Genomic DNA, 19,747 nt, shown 5'->3' on the forward strand with positions numbered 1-19,747 from the left:
CTTGCCGACATCGAGCCCGAGCACCGTGATCGGGTTGCCCTCGTAGATGCCCGCGATGTTGTCGAAATCGGCGGTGATCTGCAGAGTGTTGCCCAGCGCGTCGTTCACCGAACTCGGCAGCAGCGAGCAACTGCCGACCGACAGTGCGGCGGCGCTGATCATCAGCGCCTTCGCGGCGGCCCTCAACGGAAAGCCCGTGCGGAATCTCATCCCTGGCACCCCTCGATGACTTGGGCGAAGCACAACCAATTGTCCGGGAACAGCCACGGCAGACCGACATCGCCGTACGGACCGCTGCCGCCCCAGGAGTTCGCCAGATAGCGCAGGGTCGGCGGCATGATCGACAGCATCCGATCCAGGTTGTCCTTGTTCTTCTGCAGGCCTTCGGCCATGGTGTTCAGCTGCTGGATGGTCGGTCCGAGCTGATCGTTGTTCTCCGCGCCGATCGCCTCCAACTGCTTGGTCAGCGCCGCGACGTTGTCCAGCAGCTGCCGCAGCAGCGCCTGGCGCTCCATCACCCGGTTGGCGATGGCCTCGCCCTGGGTGATCACCAGCAGGATGCTGTTGCGGTTGTCGCCGAGGATCCGGGTGACCCGGTCCAAGTCCTTCAGCAGCGTGTCGACCTCGGCCTTGCGGCTGTCGATCACCTTGGCCAGCGCGCCGACGCTGTCCAGCGCCTGGGCGGTGAGCTGGGGGGAGCCGTTCATCTGCTCGTTGATCAAGTTCAGCGAATCGGCCAGCTTCTTGGTGTCGAGCGCCTCGAACTTCGGGGTGCCGACCTGCACCACGTCGGCCAGGTTGTACGGAACCGTGGTGTTGGACAGCGGGATCCGCTTGCCCTTCAGACCCGAGCCGTCACCCGGCTCGAGGTCGACGTACCTGGCGCCGAGCAGTGTGGCCATCTTGATCGAGGCGCGCGCGTCCGGGCCCAGTTTCACGTCGTTGCTGACGCTGAGCGTGAGCAGCACGTGGCTGCCCTCGAGCTCGGCGCCGACCACCCGCCCGGAGGAGACCCCGGCGACGTTCACCTTGTCGCCGACCCTGATGCCCGCGGCCTGCACGAACTCGGCCTTGATCGACTGCTCGCCGACGCCGATGAGCTTGTAGACGCTGGACACCAGCAGCAGCACCACGATGAGTGCGCCGCCGATGATGCCCAACCAGAAGTACCGGTTGCTCTCGAACCTGGACCTGAGTTTCGTCATCATGGGCGGCACACCGCCGAGTGCGAAGTGCCACCGATCTGGGAGAACAGACCGCGCGGGAACAGGACGCCGTAGAGCGAGACGTCCAGCCCGCACAGGTAGGCGTTGGCGTAACCGCCCTCGGAGGTGTGCCTGCCCGCCGCGGACAGGACGTTCGGCAGGTCGATCGCCGCTTGGTCGAGCTTGGCGCCGTTGTCCAGCAGCAGCGTCAGCGCGGCGCTGGTGGAGTTCTGCGCGTCACGCAGGCTCGGCTGGATCCGGTCCATCATGCCGACCAGCGACGTGGTCGCGCTGGCGATCTGTTCGGTCGAGCCGAGCAACGACTGTCCCTGTTCATATAGCCCGCCGATCAAGGCCCGGGTCTGGGTCACCAGGGTCTCCAATTCATCACCTCGTTTCGCCAACCCCGACATCACGCCCGACAGGTTGGTGATCACATCGGACAGGATCGCGTCCCTGCGCTGGAAGTCGGTGGCCAGCTGGGCGGCCTGCACGATGAACGCGCTCAGCGAGACGCCGTCACCCTGCAAGGCCTGGATGAAGGTCTCCGAGAGCCGGTTGACCTGTTCGGGCTGCAACACCTGGAACAGCGGCTGGAATCCGTTGAGCAGACCCGACACATCGAACGACGGCTCGGTCCGGTCGATCGGGATGGAACCGTTGTTCTTCAGCGGCGCCGGGCTCGACGACTTGCCCGGAGCCAGCGCCACGTATCGCTGACCGATCAGGTTCTGGTAGCGGACCAGCGCTTTGGTGTCGTTGTAGATCGTCTGGTCGCGCTGTACGACGAAGGTCACCTTGGCGACCGATTTCTTCAGGTTCGCGTCGCGGCCCAGCTCGATCTTCTCGACCTTGCCCACGCGCACGCCCGCCATGCGGACGTCGTCGCCCTCGTGCAGGCCGAGCACATCGGAGAATGTCGCGGAGTAGGTGTAGGTGTCGCCGCTGACGATGCGCGCGAGTGTGTTCCACACGACCACCGTGACCAGGATCGACACGATGGCGAAGATGCTGAATCCGATCAGCGGTTTGCGAATGCTCATCGTCCGGCACCGTTGTCGGACACCTGCATGGTTCCGCCCTTCAAAATCGAGCTCAGCAGCAGATATTCGGCTGTGGTCGGCTTGCGGCCGAGCAACGGGGTGATCGCGGACTCGCCCCGGTAGGAGATCGGCGCCGCCGAAGGAGTGCCCTCGGGCGCGGCGGCCGGAGCCACGGGCGCGGCGGGCGCGGCGGGCGGGAGCAGACCCGGCGGCAGCATCGGGAACAGTCCCTCGAGCGGGGTGCCCGCGAACGGAGCGGGTGCACCTCCGGTGGGAGCGGCCGCGGTGGCGCGGTTCGGATCCGGGGTGGTGACGCCGGGGATCAGCGGCAGGCCCGGCATCGGCACCACCGGCGGAAGCCCGGCGGCCGAGGCGAGGGCGCGCGGCTTCAGCTGTTCCGGCAGTTCGCCGACATCGGCGACGGCGGGAGCGGTGTAGCAGCTCGGTCCGACCATGTCGCCGTAGCGCGGGCAGTCGGCCACGGTGTAGGGCCGGTACGGGGTGAGCGTGATGCCCGCGTCCCAGACCTGTTGCTGTTGCGGACCCCACTTGAACGTGGTGTCCATCCGGCGCATCGTCTCGCTGAGGTTCAGCAGGCTCCTGGTGATCGCGTCCGGATCCGCGGCGAGAGCGCCGAACATGTCGTTGGTCCCGGCGGTGACCTCGATGCCCACGTTCGGATTGCGGGCGAACAGGTCGTTGACCGTGTCGATGGTGCCCGAGGTACCGGTGATCAGCGAGACCAGCTGGCTGCGGCGATCGGCGATGGTGCGCGCGGTCTGCACCGAGCTGCCGAGCACGTCCACCAGCTCGGGCGCGGACTGGTTGAGCGCGTTGAACGACGCGGAGAAGTCGCCGAGCAGCACCCCGAGATCGGGAATCGACTCGTCGACGGCCAGCAGCCAGCGGTCCAGCCGCTCGACCGTGGAGCCGGGCATGCGGCCGCTGCCGTCCAGCGCCTGCGACAGGGTGCCCAGCACCCGGCCGAACTGCACCGGGTCGATCTTGTCGAGGATGTTGCGGACCGTGGTGAGGGTGTCCTGCAGCGCGATGGTGCCCTTGCTGCGGTCCTCCTCGATGACCGAGCCTTCGTGCAGGTACTGGTCGGCGGGGCCGTTGAAGACCAGCTCGACGGAGGTGACGGCGAACAGGTTGCTCGGCACCACGCGTGCGGTCACGTTGGCCGGGATGTCGTCGGCGAACTCCGGCTTCATCTCGATGCGAACCTTCTGCAGCTCGCCCTTGGCCGCGACGTCGACGGTCTTCACCGCGCCGACGAGCACCCCGCGGAACTTGACGTCGGCCTGCTCGGGCAGACCGTCACCTGTGGTGGTCAAGTTGGCGGTGACGTTGACCTTCTCCTGGAAGTACCCCTTGTAGCGCAGCATCAGGAAGCTGAGCACCAGCGCGAACACGACCAAGCCGCACACGCCTGCGATCAGCAGCTGTCGCATCGTGGGCCCGCGCCCACTGGGATCGATGATCATCTGGTGTCTACCCCGAGATCCGGATGCCGGGGTTGACGCCCCAGATCGCCAATGTCATGAACAGGTTCGCGAAAACGACCGCGATGATGCACATCTTGATCGCGCGGCCCGCGGCCACACCGACGCCTTCGGGGCCACCGGAGGCGAAGAAGCCGTAGTAGCACTGGATGAACGTGGTGATCGCGACGAACAGGATCGCCTTGATCAGCGAGTAGATGACGTCGGTCGGGACGAGGAACTGATAGAAGTAGTGCTGGTAGGTGCCGGTGGCGGTGCCGCCGATCAGCTGCACGGTCAGCGAGCAGGAGATGTAGGCCATCGTCAGACCGAGACAGTAGAGCGGGATGATGGCGATCATCGCCGCGAACATCCTGGTGCTGATCAGGTAGGGCAGCGGCCGGATCGCGATGGACTCGAGCGCGTCGATCTCCTCGGAGATGCGCATGGCGCCGAGCTGCGCGGTGAACCGGCAGCCCGCCTGCGCGGCGAAGGCCAGCGTCGCCAGCAGCGGACCGAGTTCACGAGTGGTCGCGAACGCCGAGATCGCACCGGTGATCGGGCTCAGGCCGAGCAGGTTGAGCGAGTTGTAACCCTGGATACCGACGGTCATACCGCCGAACGCGCTCAGGATGACGACGACGCCGATGGTGCCGCCGCCGACGACGAGATTGCCGTTGCCCCAGGTGACGTCCGAGAGCAGGCGCCACACTTCCTTGGGGTAGTGCTTGAGCGCCAGCGGAATCGAGCCGATCGAGCGCAACAGGAAGAACACCTGATGGCCGAGCCTGGCGAGCAGATCGACCGGCGCCTGAACGGATTTCCGGAAGGTCTGGAGAGGCCGCAGCAGCGGCGGTACATAGGTTGATGACACCGGCTCAGACCACCTGTGACGGGAATAGTGCGTTGTAAACCTGGGTGATGATGAGGTTCACCCCGAACAGCATGATGGCGGAGCTCACCACCGCTGAATTCACCGAGTTCGCGACGCCGCCGGGGCCACCACGGGTGTTCAATCCGGTATCGCAGGCGATGATTGCCGCCAGCAGACCGAATATCAGCGATTTCCCCAGCGCGACAAGAAGATCGGTGGTCACGGCGAACGACGAGAAGGTGCCGACGTAGGAACCCGGCGTACCGTTCTGCGCGAAGATATTGAAGATGTAGCCGGTCAAGAAGCCGACGAAGACGACGAAGCCGCACAGCAGCACACTCACCAGCATGGCGGCGCCGAGCCGCGGGGCGACCAGCCTGCGCATCGGATCGACGCCCATGACTTTCATGGCGTCGATCTCCTCGCGGATGGTGCGCGAGCCGAGGTCGGCGCAGACCGCGGAGCCGACGGCGCCCGCGATCATCAGCGAGGTGACCAGCGGGGCGCCCTGCTGGATGATGCCGAGGCCGTTGGCCGCGCCGATGAACGAGGTGGCGCCGACCTGGCCGGCGACCGATCCGACCTGGATGGAGACGATGACGCCGATCGGGATGGCGACCAGCAGCGTCGGCGCGGCGGAGACGCTGGCCATGAACGCGCACTGCCGGACGAACTCGGCGAACGGGAAGCGCCTGCGGAAAATCGAGACGAACAGTTCGGCGACGGCCGCGAAGCCCATCGTGATCTGCCTGCCGAAGGTCTCCAGCGAACGCTTGGGATGATCCTGCCAGTAAGACCTCGTCCAATCGACCGCACCACTGAACCGTGACCCTGATGGTGGACTCTCGGTCGACTGCACTGGCTAATCCTCCTCGACGCCGGTTGGCTGCCCCGGCGACTCGTTTGCTTGACGCACCTTACTACGGAGTAGTGCAGAACACACCATCCACTTGTGATCGCAGTCATAGATGCCACTCACCGTTGCCGGAAAGCAATGCGTAAGCCGTAGAACATTGGGAAAGAGCCCAAACGCAGGGGCCTTACCTCTGGCACAAGCTACAGCCCAGCTGGGCGAATCCGCGATCCGCAGCGCCGGAACGGCGAATTACTTCGGATATTTATCATCGAAAATCTGATTTGTTTCCGGAGACCAACACCGCGGCTCCTTACTATCACTGTGACACTAACGGCGACGACATTTTCACAATTGTGATAGCTGAATGCTATTGAGACCGTAAGATACATTCCATCTCAGTTGTATGAAATGGGGTTGAAGCGCGGAACAGTGGGGACAACCCCGTAGTGGTGACGCGCCCGAGGTCGATTACTGACACGATGGGTGCGACAGATTGATATCGTGCGGGCTTCCGACGTCTGGAGGGACATGTTCAGCAAACTCGCCAAGGTGGCCAACGCCGCCTTCGCCGTCGCCCTGGGCGCGGCGCTGCTCGGCACGGGCGCAGGGGCCGCTAATGCCGACCCGGGCCCGCCGGTCTTGGGCGGTGGATCCGGCATCATCATCGACAACCAATTCGAGTGCACCGTCACGACTGTCGGCCATGACAACGGGGGACGTCTGGTCGGCCTGACCGCAGGCCACTGCGGCGACCCGGGCGCACAGGTCTACGCCGAAGCCGATCGCGGCGCCGGCGTCATCGGCCGGTTCGTCTACTCCAACCACGACCTCGACTACGCCGTCATCCAGTTCGACCCGGGCAAGATCACGCCGGTGAACCGGGTCGGCAACGTCACCATCACCGGTCTCGGCGGACCGGCCAACTTCCCGCAGATCGTCTGCAAGGAAGGGCGCACCACCGGCAACACCTGCGGTATCGCCTGGGGTGACATCTTCAGGACGAACGTGGAGACCTGGAGCCAGATGTGCGTGGTGGAAGGCGACTCCGGCGCGCCGGTGGTCGTCGGGACGACGCTGGTCGGCATGGTGAACGCCTACTTGGCCATCGCCTGCTTCGGCCCTGAGGTCGGTACCAACATGAGCGCGATCGTGGCCGACATCAACGCGCGCGGCGGCGTCGGCGCGGGCTACCTGCCGATCTGATCGGACGACGCCCGCCACGAGCGGCCCGAAGGGAGCGATCCGTTCGGGCCGCTCATGCTTCGCTCCCGGCCGGCGCGACCGCCGGTCCCGCGACGCCGCACTGCGGCATGCAGTCGACGCTGTCCAACTTGGGAGCCCGCCGCACCGGGCGCAGCAGCACAGCGGCGAGCACCGCGCCGGTCACCAGCAATCCGGCGCACAACCACATCGCGGTGGCGAAGCCCTCGTCGAACGCCACCGGGTCGCCCAGCGCACCCGATATGCCCACGAGTCCGGGCAGCGTCGCCACCGCGAGCAATTGCGCGGTGCGCGCTACGGCGTTGTTCACTCCCGAGGCGATGCCCGCCTCGCTCGCGGGCACCGCGCCCAGCACCGCACCGGTGAGCGGCGCGACCAGCGCCGCGAGCCCCAGCCCGAAGACGACGACACCCGGTAGGACGTCGGTGAGATACGCGGTGTCGGGTCCGATGCGCAGCAACAGCACCAGACCCGCCGCCGCCAGCAGCGGTCCGGCGGTCATCGGGGTGCGCGGCCCGTGCTTCTGCGCCCAGCGTCCGGCGGGCGCCGAGAGCACCAGCATGATGAGGGTGACCGGCACGGTCGCGACGCCGGACATCAGCGGCGAGTACCCCGCCACCAATTGCAGTTCGAGCACCAGCAGGAAGAAGACGCCACCGAGCGCGGCATAGACCGCGAGCGTCACGAGATTCGCGGCGGTGAACACCCGCGAAGCGAACAGCGCGGGTGGCACCAGCGGGTGGTCGCTGCGCAGCTCGATCACGACGAACGCCCCGAGCAGCACGACACCGGCCACGACGAGCGAAGGCATGCTGTCGATCAGCCCGAGGGTCAGCGCACCGAGCGCCAGCGCCACCACCAGTGCGCCGGGCACGTCGAGTTGGGCGGCGGCGTCGGGGTCGCGACTCTCCGGCACATGCCGTAAGGCGACCAGCACGACGACGAGGGTCAGCGGAACGTTGAGGAAGAAGATCGACCGCCAGCCCGCGATCTCGATCAGCCAGCCGCCCAGAAACGGCCCGAGCGCGCCCGCCACACCACCGAAACCGGACCACAGGCCGATCGCCGCACCTTGATCACGCCGATCGATGGACGAGGAGATCAAGGCCAGGCTGCCCGGCGTGAGCATCGCACCAGCCACGCCCTGCAGGATCCGGGCGACGACCAGCATTTCGATGGAGGTCGCGACGCCGCACAGCACCGAGGCGAGCGCGAAAGCCACGGTTCCCCACACGAAGACCCGGCGCCGGCCGAGTTTGTCGCCGAGCGAGCCGCCGAGCAGGATGAACGAGGCGAGGGTCAGTGTGTAGCCGTTCAGCGTCCACTGCAGCCCGGCGACATCCGTCTCCAGCGATTCCCCGATCCGCGGCAGCGCGATGTTCACGACCGTCGCGTCGAGCGAGGCGACCGACGAGCCGAGGATGGTGGCCAGCAGGATCCAGCCCCCGGTCCCGGAGCGCAGCCGCGGTAGCTCGGTGGTACTCACCAACCCAACCTAGCGGGCTGCATGCTGTGGGAAGTCCGGGTCAGAGTTCCTGCACGCAGACCACGAAGCGGCGCTTGTCGTAGACGTAACCGGTGCCGCTGCCGCAGACGCTGACGTCATCGGCGCCCTGCTGGATCTTGACCACCTTCACGCCCTTCGAGGGCGACGAACCGGTGCAATCGATCCGCTTGGGGTCGTCACCGCCGACGTCCATGCAGCCGCCGACCACCCAGTCGATGTCCAGGCACAGCGCGCCCTGTTCGATGCCGTTGATCGTCTCGGCGTAGTAGTTGTCGGCGTCGCTGCTGCACTGCGAGCTCTTCGCCGCCTTCGCGATCACCTTGTAGTTCGATTCGCGGCTGCCGCACGACGCCTTCTCGATGGTGGCGTTGGTGGTGGTGCCGCCGAGCTTCACGCAATCGTTGACGTTCGCGTCGAAGTCGGTGCTGCCACTGGGCTTGCTCGTCGTCGGCTTGCTGGTGCTCGGCGTCGGCTTGCCCGAGGAGGGCTTCGGGGTGCTGGTCACCGACACCGCATCGATCGTCCCGTCCACGGCGGGCTGGGCGGTACCGCTGACCGTGGAACTACAGCCGACCAATGCCAATCCGGCCGCGACGGCGAATCCGGCGAAGGCGAGACGACCCCAGGCCAGTTGACGAGACACGTACAGTCCTCCCGAGCTGTAACGCCGGCGAACTCACGCCCCCGTAATCCGAAGTTGCCATGGCTGCGCTTGAAATATCACGCCATGAATACACCATCGAGCGAGCGCGCGTCGAGCCGGAGACGGAAAACAACCGCTGCCAACGGGTCTGGGTATGGTGGGTTGCCAGGTGCGAGAGGAGCCCCCCGATGAAGCTGATCAGCGCAATCGTGTGTTCGACCGCCGCGATCGGAGGCTCTCTCGTCGTTCCGGGGGTGGCCTCGGCCACCGACGTGCACTGCCGATCGGAACACGGCACCGACGTCACGGTCATCGATGGCGAGACGGCGTGCCGGGCGGCGACCCGAGGCAACGGCCTGGCCAGAGCCAGCGGGATCGATGGGGTCGGCTACGCCAACGCGACCTCGGGCGCGACGGCCATCGGCATCGGCGCGGCCGGCGGCGTCGGCGCGAGCCAGGGCGCGGGCGGGGTTCCGGTAGCGGTCGGCTTCGGCCCGGACGCCGTCGCCCTCACCTCGACCGTCGAGGAGCCGGGGGCGCGGACGTTCGCCATCTCCATCGCGTTGGAAGGGTCCCGGGCCGGCGTGGAAACCGGCGAGCAGGCGGTGGTCTGCCTCGGCGTGGCGGCCTTCGCGTGGAACGCCGACAGCGGCGACGCGTGCTTGGCCACCCCTTTTGGGCTCTGGCAGACCCGCTGAACGGGTTACCCTGGTTGACCAGCCCGGATAACGGCGGTCAGGAGGTGACCCCATGGTTTCGGCAATGGCGGCGGACGACTTCGAGCCCGCCGATTCGGCGCGCGAGAAACTGGTGGCACCGCACGAGATGCTGGTCGACCCGCGTTTCATCCGGCTCGCCGATCAGTTCTTCGGCTTGTTCGCGCAACCGGCGCGCGGTGGCGGCGCGCTCGCGGTTTACCTCGACGGCAAGCCCGTGGTCGACATCTGGGCCGGCTGGGCGGACAAGGAGCGGCGCTGGAACGGCGATACCGTCGCGCTGACCTTCTCCACCGGCAAGGGCGTGGCCTCGACCGTCGTGCACCGGTTGGCCGAACGGGGTCTGATCGCCTACGACACGCCGATGGCCGAATACTGGCCGGAGTTCGCCGCGCACGGTAAGGACGACATCACGGTCCGGGACGTGCTGTGCCACCGCGCCGGCTTGCACCGGGTGCGCGGCCTGGTCCCCGGCCGGGAAGGCATCCTGGACTACGACGCCGTGGTCCGGGCGCTGGCCGACAGCCCGCCGGACCCCCGGCGCATCCGCACCTCCGGCTATCACGCCATCACCTTCGGCTGGCTCGTCGCCGAACTCGTGCAGCGAGTGACCGGCGGGCCGTTCACCGAGGTGCTGCGCGCGGAGATCGCCGAGCCGCTCGGCCTGGACGAGTACTGGTTCCGCGTCCCGGAATCCGAACGACATCGGATCGCCAAGATCTTCCGGCCCCTCGGTCCGCCGGGCATCCGCTGGAACACTGCCTCCTCCGTGCTGTCCTGGGTGCGGCCGGTACGCGGGCTGGCCGAGGCGGGCATGCCCGAGAGTTTCGACGAGCTGGTTCGCGATCCGAGGGTGCACGACTCGGTGATGCCGGGCTGGAACGGCGTGTTCTCGGCGCGCGCCCTGGCGCGGATGTACGGCGCGCTGGCCAACGGCGGCGTTGTGCACGTCGGCCGCTCGGGACGCAGCGTGCACGGGGTCGACGCGTCCGGATCCGAGCCCGTCGCGCGGCTGCTGGAACCCGCGACGATCGCGACCATCGCCCAGGTCCAGCCCACCCACAGCCGCGACTACGTGCTCGGTCTGCCGATCCACTTCACGCTCGGTTATCACCGCCCGGTGCTGATGTCCAAGCAGCAGCCGCGCAACGCCTTCGGCCATTACGGCGTCGGCGGCTCCGGTGCGTACGCCGACCCGGATCTCGGCATGTCGATCGCGTTCGTGACCAACGGGCTCGGCAGCATGGTGACCGCACTCGGCGACGCCAGGCTGGCGCGGCTGGCGGCGACCGCGCAGGCCACGGTCCGCAAGCACAAACAGGCCGCGAGCTAGCGTCGAACCGCTCCGGGAGTGACTACGTGTTTCTCGGTATGACTGTGCGGATGCTGGAAGCCGAGACGGGCGCCGGACCTCGGGTGCCGCGCTCGACGGCGCTGCACGCCGTTGCCGCGGGCATCGATTTCGACCGGTACTTCCGATGGCGAAGGGCGCGCGAAGGCGACCCGTTCTACGTGCGCTTTCCCGGTTTCGGCGCCGCACTGTTCACCGGGACGGCCATCGGCGCCCGCGAGATGTTCCGGTCGCCGGTGGAGTTCTCCGAACCGCCGCGTCCGAACCCGATCGAGCCGATGGTCGGCGCCGCGTCCCTGATCCTGGCCTCGGGCGAGCGCCACCGCCGCGATCGCGCGCTGCTCGCTCCCGCCTTCCACAGCGCCCGGATACGGGAGTACGGCGCGCTCATCCGGGAGGCGACGCTGCGGGAGATGGCCGGGGAAAGCGGGCAGGCGTGGGTGGCGGGGGCGCGCGTCGATGCGCGGGCGGCGGCACGGGCGCTCACGCTGCGGGTGATCGCGACGGCGGTGTTCGGCGTGCGCGATCAGGGGCGGCAAGCGGAGTACACCGCCGCGGTGACGGACTTCATCACCGCGTTCTCCGGGCCGTTGCTCTTGGTGCCCGCGCTGCGCCACGGACTGCGCGGGCACGGCCCATGGGACCGGTTCCGCGCCGCGCGGGACCGGCTGGATCGGTTGATCCGAGCCGATATCGCGCGCAAGCGCGAGCACGTCCTCGCCGAACCCGCCGACGTGCTCGACGTGTTGCTGTCCGCGTACCGGGACGACGCCGATGACGAGTTGTGCGAGCAGATCCGCACGCTGCTGGTCGCCGGGCACGAGACCACCGCGACCACGCTGGTCTGGGCGCTGTTCCGGCTGCACCGCGCGCCGGAGGCGCTGGCCCGTCTGCGGCGGGAACTGCACGACGCGGGCCAGCACGCGAGTCCCGCCGAGCTGGCCGCGCTGCCGTATCTGGACGCGGTCTGCCAGGAGACGCTGCGGCTGCATCCGCCGGTGCCGATCGTGCTGCGCCGCCTCACCGAGCCCTTCGCGCTGCGCGGCGTGGCGCTCGCCCCGGGCGACACCATGGGAATCGCGGTGCCGTTGCTGCACTCCGATCCGGAGGTGTGGTCCGACCCGCTGCGCTTCGATCCGGGCCGCTTCGTCGACCGTCGCTACCGGCCGTTCGAGTTCGCGCCGTTCGGCGGGGGCCACCGGCGCTGCGTCGGCGCGGCACTCGCGGACTACGAATTGCGGATCGCGCTGGCCACGATCCTCGGGCGAGTGCGCCTGCGGCCTGCCCCGCGATACGCCCGCGGAAGCATCCCGCGCTCGGTGCCGCACAACATCGCGACCGGTCCGCACCGCCCGATTTCATTCGACGTGATCAGTGAGCTTGGTCACTAACTAGTTTGCGGTGAACCATCTTTCGCGCCTTCACTCGCATCGCCCGAGTGGCGACCGATCCGGCGTGACCGGGAGGTTTGCCCGCATCTATACCTAACAGCATCGTTTGTGTCCTACGTCACTCGTCATGCGGTATGTGAATGACTCTGAAACGCCGGTAGCTTCCGGCCGTGCGGGGACGGTAGGAATGGACGACGGGTCGGGCCGTCGATACCCGTGGGGCGCTCTTCTGGCTCCGCGCTGAAATGAAATATCTCGCTACGCGCGCGTACGCGTGCGCGCGAGAGATGGAATGGACGAGAAACCTATGCATGCCGCTTTGCACACCGGGTCGTTGCCTGCTCGCCGCAAGGGAGCGCGGCTGACCCGCCGGATGCGCGAGGGCGTCCTGCTGTCGGCCGCGATCGCGGCAGCCGGTGTTCTGCTCGTCGCGCCAGCACATGCCGAACCGATTCCGGGGATCGGCACCGGTTCGGCCGCCGCGGCCACCGAGCCCGAGCCGCAGGCGAACTTCGCCCCGCCCTCGATCAACATCGCCGACGGCGAGGTCGTCGGCGTCGCGCAGCCGATCATCATCACCTTCAAGGAGCCGGTGACCGACCACGCCACCGCCGAGAAGGCCATCAAGATCACCTCGTCGAAGGCCGCGCCCGGCCACTTCTACTGGCGCGGCGACAAGCAGGTGCGCTGGCGGCCGGACGAGTTCTGGCCGGACAACACCGACGTGCAGGTGCAGGCGGGCGGCACCACCAGCTCGTTCCGCATCGGCGACGCCTTCGTGGCCACCGCCGACGACACCACCCACACCATCACCATCACCCGTAACGGCGAGGTGGTGAAGGAGATGCCCACCTCGATGGGCAAGCCCAAGCACGAGACGCCGAACGGCACCTACATCGTCGGCGAACAGCTGCGCAAGATGACCATGGACTCGTCGACCTACGGCGTCCCGATCACCGACCCCGAGGGCTACAAGCTGGAGGTCGAGTACGCCACCCGCATCTCCAACAGCGGCATCTTCGTGCACGCGGCGCCGTGGTCGGTCGCCCAGCAGGGCGTCTCCAACGCCAGCCACGGCTGCCTGAACGTCAGCACCGAGGACGCCAAGTGGTTCTTCGAGAACGCACGCCGTGGCGACCCGGTGATCGTGCAGAACACCCAGGGCGGGACGCTCAGCGCGAGCGACGGCCTCGGCGACTGGAACTGACAGCCGGTAACCCCGGCTCGGCGCGAAGCCGAACATTACGATCAATTGCTCGAAGTAGCCCGACCGTAATGTTCGGCTTTTGCTCTACTCGGTAGGTGCGCGCGAAAGTTCGCGGAGCTACCAGATCTTCACGCGCTCTGCGGGTTCGAGGTACAGCGCATCGCCGGGTTCGACGCCGAACGCCTCGTGGAAACTGTCGATATTGCGCACGACCGCGTTGCAGCGGAATTCCGGCGGCGAATGCGGATCGGTGGCGAGCCGGCGGATGGCCTCCTCCGCGCGGGCCTTGGTGCGCCACACCTGTGCCCAGCCGTAGAACACCCGTTGCAGGCCGGTGAGACCGTCGATCACCGGCGCCTCCGCGCCGCCGAGCGAGATCCGGTACGCCGCCAGCGCGATGGACAGACCGCCGAGGTCGCCGATGTTCTCGCCGATGGTGAACTGGCCGTTCACGGTGTGCTCGTCCGGCAGGTCCTTGGGGGAGAGCACGTCGTACTGGTCGATCAGCGCCTTGGTGCGCTTGCCGAATTCGGCGCGGTCCTCGTCGGTCCACCAGTCCACCATGTTGCCGTCGCCGTCGTACTTCGCACCCTGATCGTCGAAGCCGTGCCCGATCTCGTGGCCGATCACCGCGCCGATTCCGCCGTAGTTGGCCGCGTCGTCGGCGTTCATGTCGAAGAACGGCGGACGCAGAATGGCGGCCGGGAAGACGATCTCGTTCATGCCCGGGTTGTAGTAGGCATTCACCGTCTGCGGGGTCATGAACCACTCGTCGCGATCGACCGGACCGCCGAGCTTGCGCAGATCTCGATCGTGTTCGGCCGCGTAACCCCTGCGGTAGTTGCCGACCAGATCGTCCGGGTCGATCGTCACGCCCGAGTAGTCCCGCCACTTGTCCGGGTAGCCGATCTTCGGGGTGAACTTCTCCAGCTTCGCCAGCGCGGCGACCCTGGTGTCCTGCCCCATCCACTCCAGCTCGGCGATATTGCGGCGGTAGGCCTCCTGCAGGTTGGCCACCAACTCGACCATGCGGGCTTTGGCCTCCGGCGGGAAGTGATCGGCCACATACAGTTTGCCCACCGCCTCGCCCAGCAGGTCCTGCACCAGCGTGACGCCGCGCTTCCAGCGCTCCCGGTTCTCCTCGGCGCCGGTGAGCGTGCGGCCGTAGAAGTCGAAGTTCTCCTCGACCACGGCCTCGGTCAGATAAGGCGCACGCGAGCGGAGCACCCGCCAAGCCGCCCACGCCTGCCAATCCGCGAGCGGTTCATCGGCCCAGAGCCGCGCGAACGTGCGCAGATAGTCCGGCTGGCGCACCACCGACTCGGCGAACAGCTCGGCCCCGGCGCCCTCGACGCCCTCGGCCAGCGCGGAAGTCCAGGCGGCCCAGTCGAATTCGGGGTTGTCCGCGGCCAGCGCGGCGAAGGTGGTCAGGTTGTACCTGAGTTCGGCGTCCCGGCGGCGCACCACGTCCCAGTGCCCGGCGGCGAGTTTCCGCTCCAGCGCGAAGACGCGTTCGCCGACGGTGTCGAGTTCGGCCGGCAGCAGCCCGGCGACCTGCGGATCGGCGGCGGCGAGGGCGAACATGCGGCCGATGTGCGCTATGTACTTCGCGCGGATCTCGGCGAACTCCTCCTGCCGGTAGTACGACTCGTCGGGCAGTCCGATGCCGGACTGGGTGACGTGCGCCAGATAGCGGTTGGAGTCCTTGTCGTCGGTGTCGACGAAAACGGCGACGGCGCCCCCGACGCCGGTGCGTTGCAACCGGCCGAGCAGCGCCGCGAAAGCCCCCTTGTCGGCAACCTCGGCGATCGCCGCGAGTTCGGCCGCGATGGGGGCGAGCCCGGCGGCGGCCACCGCGTCGGTGTTCATGAAGCTGGAGTACAGGTCGCCGATCTTGCGTGCCTCGCTGCCCGGCTCGGCGTCGGCGGCCGCGGCATTCTGGATGATTGCCTGCACGTCCAGCTCCGCCTGGTCGTAGAGCGCGCGGAAGGCGCCGTCGACCGCCCGGTCGGCGGGGATCTGGTGTTCGGCCAGCCATTTGCCGTTGACGTGCGCGAACAAGTCGTCCTGCACCCGCACGTCCTCGTCGAGGTAGGACAGATCGATACCGGAGGGACGGGTCAGTTCGGAAGTCACGGAATCCAGTATGCCGACAAGCGTGCGGGTCGGCCCCCGGGCGCGGTCGGCCCGGGGGTGGCGAGCAGGGAAATCAGGCAGGGAAGACGACGCGATCGAATTCGCCGTCGTGCGCGCCGAGCAGGAAGGCGTCCCACTCCTCCGGGGTATAGGTGAGGGTGGTTCCGCGGTGGCGCAATGCGATGTGACCGTCGGCTGCGGGATGTGCGCCCAGTTCGCCATTCGATCGCCCGCGGGTGCGCAGTGCCTCGAGGAAGGCGGTCCATTCGGCTACGGTGACGGTGATGACGGGCTCTTCGGCGGGGCTATTTGCCGGGTTGCGGCGATATTTGCTGTCACGGATGAGCACCGCGTCACCTGCGAACCGGACCTCGACGCATTGGTTGCCGTTGTTCGATCTGGTCGATGTGAACCAGCCGGTGTGTTCCGGCCGTGCGGTGGTGGCCATGGGCAGGATTTTACACGCGGGAATAGCGCCTGATCAGGGCCAATGACTCCGCTCGTGACAGCGATTGCTCCACCGCGCGCAGGTACGCGAAGCGCAGATCGCGGACCAGATCCGGGTCCTCGACGGCCCCGCCGAAGACCGCGCTCTCCACCCAGCCGAAGGTGGGCAGCTGTTCGCCGGCGAAGTCGATGAGGTGGAAACTGGAGCCGCCGAGCACCGCGCCCGCGGTGGCCGCGAACGGGATGACGCGCACCTCGACGGTGTCCGATTCCTCGATCAACTCGGCCAGGTAGGTCAACTGCCCGCGCAGCACGTCCGGGCCACCGGTCTGCTGCAGCAGCGTGCCCTCACCGAAGACCGCGGTGAGTTCCACCGGGTCCGCGCCGCGCAACCGCTCCTGGCGCCGCATCCGGATCGCCACCAGCTGCTCGACCTGGACCGGCCGGATCATCACGTCGGCGCTGATCAACGCGCGCGCGTAGTCTTCGGTCTGCAACAGGCCCGGTACCACGAGGCTGTCGTAACTGCGGATGCTCTGCGCGCCGTATTCCATGCCGTAGAGCCGCTGCAGTTCCGGGCCGATCAAGGCCGAGGACTTCGCCCACCAGCCACGCTGCTTACTGGCCTCCAGTAGGGCCAGCAGCTCCGCGCGCTCCTCGGGTTCCACGTCGAGCAGTTCCAGCACGGGGCCGATGGTCTTGGTGGTGAGCACCCGGCGGCCCTTCTCCACATGCGACCAGTTGGCCGGTGTGAAGCCCACTCGCCTGGCGAAGCCCGCGGAGTCGAACCCGCGCTGTTCGCGCAGTTCACGCAGCCGAAGCACCAGTTCCCAGCGGGCAACGGTGGGGGAAACGGGTGCCATGTGCACGGATGCTACGCGCACCACGACGCGCGCTGTGGGTGACTATTGTCAAGCGACTTGGCCAGGACTAGGGTCGAGACAGCGATCGTTTCTTCCGAGCACGCGTCCACCACAGCGAGGCGAGGTTGTTCGACATGAGTACATCGCGCATCGAATCGGCCAGGCATCTCGCGTCCACGGATTTCCCCACGATTCAGGACGCGTTCGCTCGCTGCCGTCGCTATCGCGAGAGCAACGGTCTGTACGCTCTCGTGGACCCGATCCTGGGTCGCATCATGCTGGAGGTCGGCTCGGTCGGCGCGGTCGTGATGCCCGCGGAAGTCGGCAGGCGCGTACGCGAGCGACTGAACGCCGGACCCGAGCCTCGCCCCGGGCCGATCATCGCGCATCCACGCGCGGATCGCTGGACCTTCCTGACCGGCCCCACCGACAATTCGTACCTGGACACCGGGCTGTTCGCCGACCTGTTCCGGGTCTGCGCCTCGATCGCCCTGCCGGGCAGCCATATCGTGCTGCCGTCACCCACCGACGAGCACGGCGGCTACCGCACCTGGGTCGTGGCGCCCGACGGCGACTTCCGCCGCGAGTTCGCCGAGGTGATCGCCACGACCCGGCTGTGCGCAGCCGTCAACGGGGCGTCGGCGCGGGCGCCGGGGTGAGCGTGATGCTGTATTTGTCCTGCAGTTTCTCGTTCCAGTCGCGCTCGCACTGATCGATCTTGGCCTGGTCGTTGCCCGCTTTGTTCACGCAGTCCACGAAGTCCTTGCCGCCGGAGTCGATGAAGAAGTTGTAGCCCACGATGGTGAGCAGGATGGCTCCCACGATGCCGAGCACGCCGAGGACGACACCGGTGACCGCCATGCCCATGCCCCCGGCGGTGCCCGCCCTGGCCTTGAACACCGCGACTATGCCGAGGATGACGGCGAAAATGCCGCAGACGTAGCCGCCGATGATCGTCCAGAAGAACAGCAACGCGAGGATGCCCAGCACCAGCGCGGTGATCGCCAGGCCCCGGCCCTTCGGCGATTCCTGCCAATAGGCGGGCTGGCCCGGGTACTGGCCGCCGGGCGGCGGGGGATACTGACCCGGCGGCGGGTACTGGCCGGGCGGCGGGGGCGGATATTGCGACATGGACTTCCTCTCCGTCGGTGCCTCGCGATGCTCGGTCCGGACGAGGCGGTCCGAGGGTGCGCGGCGGTCGCCTACTGATCGCACGCCCAACGGACGGATGTTAATGCGAACCGGCTACTGGGCGCCCAGCCGCGCGTGCATCTCCCACACCAAGATTTCCGAAGGTTGCCGCGCCACCACACGTTGGCCGCCCGACCTGGTCAAACGCACCGCGTCGCCCTCGTAGAGCGGCCCTACTCCCTCCATGTCCACCTCACCGCGCGCCACGAACAAGTGCAGGTACGGCGCGTCGGGCAGGTCGACAACCTGCTCGGCGCCCGGCTCCGCGCTCGCCATGCGCGCCACATGCAGCGCCGAATGGCTGCTGTTGATGGCGATGGCGGTCCGGTCGCGGTAGCGGGGCAGCCCTGAGGCGACCGCGACCAGACCTCCTCCCGCGAGTTCGTCGTCGATCTCCAGTTGCTCGTAGCCCGGGGTCAGCCCCGGTTCGTCGGGCACCACCCACATCTGCACGAAGTGCACGGGATCCTCGTGTTCGGCGATATGGCCGTCCAGGCGCCACGAATCGTTCTTCTCCGAATGCAGGATGCCGGTGCCCGCGCTCATGCGCTGGGCCAGGCCGGGATAGATGACACCGCTGTGGCCCAGCGAATCCTGATGCACCAGACTGCCGCCGAGCACCCAGGTGACGATCTCCATGTCGCGATGCGGATGGGTGTCGAAGCCCTGGCCGGGGGAGACGATGTCTTCGTTGTTGACCAGCAGCAGGCCGTGGTGGGTGTTGTCGGGATCGTAATGTTCCCCGAAGGAGAACGAATGCTTCGAATCCAGCCAGGAGACCCGCGTCTTCATGCGGTCGCCGCCACGGTGGACATCGATGTGTGGTGTCGTGAGTGTGGACATCATGGTCCTCCTCTCGGGACCGTGCACCGATCGCCATTCAGGGTAGGAGCACTTCCGCCGTGGTACTCCGCATTCCTAGTAAATTGTGCCGCACTCGGCATTTTACGCGAGCGACCGGAAGGTGAACGGGAGGCGAGCAGAACCAACCGGTACGTCGAAACGTCGGGCCACCTCGTCGGATATCGCGGCCCGGCGCCGATTGACCAGCGCCACAACGCCAACCGGAGGGAACGACGTGCTGGACCCCGATGACCTCGCCCGGCTCGAGCAGCAACTCCGCAGCGAAGCGCGCCGCGACGGCATCGCTCATTTCGTGATCGGCGTCGCCGTGTTCCGCGCGGGCCGGCTTCTGATGGTGCGCCGGGTCGCCGACGACTATCACGGCGGCATGTACGAACTGCCCGGCGGAGGCGTCGAATCGGGCGAGACATTCGCCGAGTGCGTCGAACGGGAATTGCTGGAGGAAACGGGGCTGCGACTGCGCGCCGTCGTCGACTTCCTCGGTGGATTCGATTACGCCACGCGGACCAAGGCGAAAGTGCGGAAATACAGCTTCGTCGCGGAGGCCGGATCGGGCGACGTCGCCCTCGCCCCGGGCGAGCACGACGCGTTCGCCTGGATCGACGCGGACGCGCTCGACGAACTGCCGATGGCGCCGGATATGCGGGCGACGGTGAGCGCGCTGGTCGACCGGGTCTGAGGCGCAGCGCTGGGCCGATGCGCGAACATGCGACATCGTCGGTATACGCAGTACTCTCGCGGACGTGTC

At 67.5% G+C, this 19,747-nt stretch carries 19 protein-coding genes and 1 pseudogene; 7 read left to right on the forward strand and 13 right to left on the reverse strand.

The features are described 5' to 3' along the window. The 6 genes and pseudogenes from ACWEKR_RS00005 to ACWEKR_RS00030 form a co-directional block, all read right to left on the reverse strand. Positions 1–210 (reverse strand): annotated as a pseudogene (locus ACWEKR_RS00005) (mammalian cell entry protein); the annotation flags it as partial. After that, on the reverse strand, positions 207–1,205 hold the full coding sequence (locus tag ACWEKR_RS00010) for an MCE family protein (protein ID WP_452352577.1): 999 nt from the start codon (positions 1,203–1,205) through the stop codon (positions 207–209). The pseudogene ACWEKR_RS00005 and the gene ACWEKR_RS00010, both read right to left, overlap by 4 nt. Then, the gene (locus ACWEKR_RS00015) at positions 1,205–2,248 is read right to left on the reverse strand and encodes an MCE family protein (RefSeq protein WP_195091425.1); all 1,044 of its coding nucleotides are present in this window, start codon (positions 2,246–2,248) and stop codon (positions 1,205–1,207) included. The genes ACWEKR_RS00010 and ACWEKR_RS00015 overlap by 1 nt, the downstream gene beginning before the upstream one ends. Continuing rightward, positions 2,245–3,735, reverse strand: a complete 1,491-nt coding sequence (locus ACWEKR_RS00020) for an MCE family protein (RefSeq protein ID WP_195091424.1) — start codon at positions 3,733–3,735, stop codon at positions 2,245–2,247. The genes ACWEKR_RS00015 and ACWEKR_RS00020 overlap by 4 nt, the downstream gene beginning before the upstream one ends. Positions 3,736–3,742: 7 nt before the next feature. Further along, positions 3,743–4,606: an ABC transporter permease gene (locus ACWEKR_RS00025; protein ID WP_452352578.1), complete on the reverse strand. Its 864-nt coding sequence runs from the start codon at positions 4,604–4,606 to the stop codon at positions 3,743–3,745. A gap of 4 nt (positions 4,607–4,610) precedes the next feature. Then, a complete protein-coding gene (locus tag ACWEKR_RS00030) occupies positions 4,611–5,465 on the reverse strand; it encodes an MlaE family ABC transporter permease (protein ID WP_195091419.1) in 855 nt (284 codons plus the stop codon). Between the two features lie 525 nt (positions 5,466–5,990). Between ACWEKR_RS00030 and ACWEKR_RS00035 the strand changes: the two genes are divergently transcribed. Further along, positions 5,991–6,665, forward strand: coding sequence for a S1 family peptidase (locus ACWEKR_RS00035; RefSeq protein WP_195091417.1), 675 nt, complete (start codon positions 5,991–5,993; stop codon positions 6,663–6,665). 52 nt (positions 6,666–6,717) lie between these two features. Here ACWEKR_RS00035 and ACWEKR_RS00040 read toward each other — a convergent pair whose 3' ends face one another. Together ACWEKR_RS00040 and lppU are read right to left on the reverse strand one after the other, a co-directional pair. Further along, positions 6,718–8,169: an MFS transporter gene (locus tag ACWEKR_RS00040; protein WP_452352579.1), complete on the reverse strand. Its 1,452-nt coding sequence runs from the start codon at positions 8,167–8,169 to the stop codon at positions 6,718–6,720. Between the two features lie 40 nt (positions 8,170–8,209). Further along, positions 8,210–8,833 (reverse strand): LppU family putative lipoprotein, encoded by a 624-nt coding sequence (gene lppU, locus ACWEKR_RS00045; RefSeq protein ID WP_452352580.1) that lies wholly within the window; start codon positions 8,831–8,833, stop codon positions 8,210–8,212. 188 nt (positions 8,834–9,021) lie between these two features. Here lppU and ACWEKR_RS00050 point away from each other — a divergent pair, with 188 nt between their 5' ends. The 4 genes from ACWEKR_RS00050 to ACWEKR_RS00065 all read left to right on the forward strand — a co-directional run bounded on the left by ACWEKR_RS00050 (position 9,022) and on the right by ACWEKR_RS00065 (position 13,498). After that, complete coding sequence (locus tag ACWEKR_RS00050) at positions 9,022–9,531, forward strand: DUF6764 family protein (RefSeq protein ID WP_452352581.1); 510 nt, start codon at positions 9,022–9,024, stop codon at positions 9,529–9,531. Between the two features lie 127 nt (positions 9,532–9,658). Further along, positions 9,659–10,882, forward strand: a complete 1,224-nt coding sequence (locus tag ACWEKR_RS00055) for a serine hydrolase domain-containing protein (protein WP_452353057.1) — start codon at positions 9,659–9,661, stop codon at positions 10,880–10,882. A gap of 38 nt (positions 10,883–10,920) precedes the next feature. Further along, on the forward strand, positions 10,921–12,291 hold the full coding sequence (locus ACWEKR_RS00060) for a cytochrome P450 (RefSeq protein ID WP_452352582.1): 1,371 nt from the start codon (positions 10,921–10,923) through the stop codon (positions 12,289–12,291). Positions 12,292–12,598: 307 nt separating this feature from the next. Beyond that, on the forward strand, positions 12,599–13,498 hold the full coding sequence (locus tag ACWEKR_RS00065) for a L,D-transpeptidase (protein WP_236566796.1): 900 nt from the start codon (positions 12,599–12,601) through the stop codon (positions 13,496–13,498). A gap of 117 nt (positions 13,499–13,615) precedes the next feature. Here the strand turns inward: ACWEKR_RS00065 and ACWEKR_RS00070 are convergent, their stop codons facing one another. From ACWEKR_RS00070 to ACWEKR_RS00080, 3 genes are all read right to left on the reverse strand, one after another. Continuing rightward, positions 13,616–15,634 carry a M13 family metallopeptidase gene (locus ACWEKR_RS00070; RefSeq protein WP_452352583.1) on the reverse strand — a complete coding sequence of 673 codons (2,019 nt, stop codon included), beginning with the start codon at positions 15,632–15,634 and terminating at the stop codon, positions 13,616–13,618. Between the two features lie 73 nt (positions 15,635–15,707). Beyond that, positions 15,708–16,082 carry a DUF397 domain-containing protein gene (locus ACWEKR_RS00075; RefSeq protein ID WP_452352584.1) on the reverse strand — a complete coding sequence of 125 codons (375 nt, stop codon included), beginning with the start codon at positions 16,080–16,082 and terminating at the stop codon, positions 15,708–15,710. Positions 16,083–16,092: 10 nt separating this feature from the next. Next, positions 16,093–16,944 carry a helix-turn-helix domain-containing protein gene (locus tag ACWEKR_RS00080; protein WP_452352585.1) on the reverse strand — a complete coding sequence of 284 codons (852 nt, stop codon included), beginning with the start codon at positions 16,942–16,944 and terminating at the stop codon, positions 16,093–16,095. Positions 16,945–17,078: 134 nt separating this feature from the next. Between ACWEKR_RS00080 and ACWEKR_RS00085 the strand changes: the two genes are divergently transcribed. Next, complete coding sequence (locus tag ACWEKR_RS00085) at positions 17,079–17,603, forward strand: hypothetical protein (protein ID WP_452352586.1); 525 nt, start codon at positions 17,079–17,081, stop codon at positions 17,601–17,603. On the opposite strand, the gene ACWEKR_RS00090 is transcribed toward ACWEKR_RS00085, so the two are convergent. Together ACWEKR_RS00090 and ACWEKR_RS00095 are read right to left on the reverse strand one after the other, a co-directional pair. Continuing rightward, positions 17,572–18,075 (reverse strand): DUF4190 domain-containing protein, encoded by a 504-nt coding sequence (locus tag ACWEKR_RS00090; RefSeq protein WP_452352587.1) that lies wholly within the window; start codon positions 18,073–18,075, stop codon positions 17,572–17,574. The genes ACWEKR_RS00085 and ACWEKR_RS00090 overlap by 32 nt on opposite strands. A 114-nt stretch (positions 18,076–18,189) precedes the next feature. Further along, positions 18,190–18,978: a pirin family protein gene (locus ACWEKR_RS00095; protein WP_159841174.1), complete on the reverse strand. Its 789-nt coding sequence runs from the start codon at positions 18,976–18,978 to the stop codon at positions 18,190–18,192. 235 nt (positions 18,979–19,213) lie between these two features. Here ACWEKR_RS00095 and ACWEKR_RS00100 point away from each other — a divergent pair, with 235 nt between their 5' ends. After that, positions 19,214–19,678: an NUDIX hydrolase gene (locus tag ACWEKR_RS00100; RefSeq protein WP_452352588.1), complete on the forward strand. Its 465-nt coding sequence runs from the start codon at positions 19,214–19,216 to the stop codon at positions 19,676–19,678. The last annotated feature ends 69 nt before the right edge of the window (positions 19,679–19,747 follow it).

Source organism: Nocardia sp. NPDC004573 (assembly GCF_053602135.1).

Bases quoted from the DNA above. Each gene is read 5' to 3' on its own strand.
- ACWEKR_RS00010 (WP_452352577.1), bottom strand. From the start codon at position 1,205: ATGACGAAACTCAGGTCCAGGTTCGAGAGCAACCGGTACTTCTGGTTG.
- ACWEKR_RS00015 (WP_195091425.1), bottom strand. From the start codon at position 2,248: ATGAGCATTCGCAAACCGCTGATCGGATTCAGCATCTTCGCCATCGTG.
- ACWEKR_RS00020 (WP_195091424.1), bottom strand. From the start codon at position 3,735: ATGATCATCGATCCCAGTGGGCGCGGGCCCACGATGCGACAGCTGCTG.
- ACWEKR_RS00035 (WP_195091417.1), top strand. From the start codon at position 5,991: ATGTTCAGCAAACTCGCCAAGGTGGCCAACGCCGCCTTCGCCGTCGCC.
- ACWEKR_RS00050 (WP_452352581.1), top strand. From the start codon at position 9,022: ATGAAGCTGATCAGCGCAATCGTGTGTTCGACCGCCGCGATCGGAGGC.
- ACWEKR_RS00055 (WP_452353057.1), top strand. From the start codon at position 9,659: ATGCTGGTCGACCCGCGTTTCATCCGGCTCGCCGATCAGTTCTTCGGC.
- ACWEKR_RS00060 (WP_452352582.1), top strand. From the start codon at position 10,921: ATGACTGTGCGGATGCTGGAAGCCGAGACGGGCGCCGGACCTCGGGTG.
- ACWEKR_RS00065 (WP_236566796.1), top strand. From the start codon at position 12,599: ATGCATGCCGCTTTGCACACCGGGTCGTTGCCTGCTCGCCGCAAGGGA.
- ACWEKR_RS00075 (WP_452352584.1), bottom strand. From the start codon at position 16,082: ATGGCCACCACCGCACGGCCGGAACACACCGGCTGGTTCACATCGACC.
- ACWEKR_RS00080 (WP_452352585.1), bottom strand. From the start codon at position 16,944: ATGGCACCCGTTTCCCCCACCGTTGCCCGCTGGGAACTGGTGCTTCGG.
- ACWEKR_RS00085 (WP_452352586.1), top strand. From the start codon at position 17,079: ATGAGTACATCGCGCATCGAATCGGCCAGGCATCTCGCGTCCACGGAT.
- ACWEKR_RS00090 (WP_452352587.1), bottom strand. From the start codon at position 18,075: ATGTCGCAATATCCGCCCCCGCCGCCCGGCCAGTACCCGCCGCCGGGT.
- ACWEKR_RS00095 (WP_159841174.1), bottom strand. From the start codon at position 18,978: ATGTCCACACTCACGACACCACACATCGATGTCCACCGTGGCGGCGAC.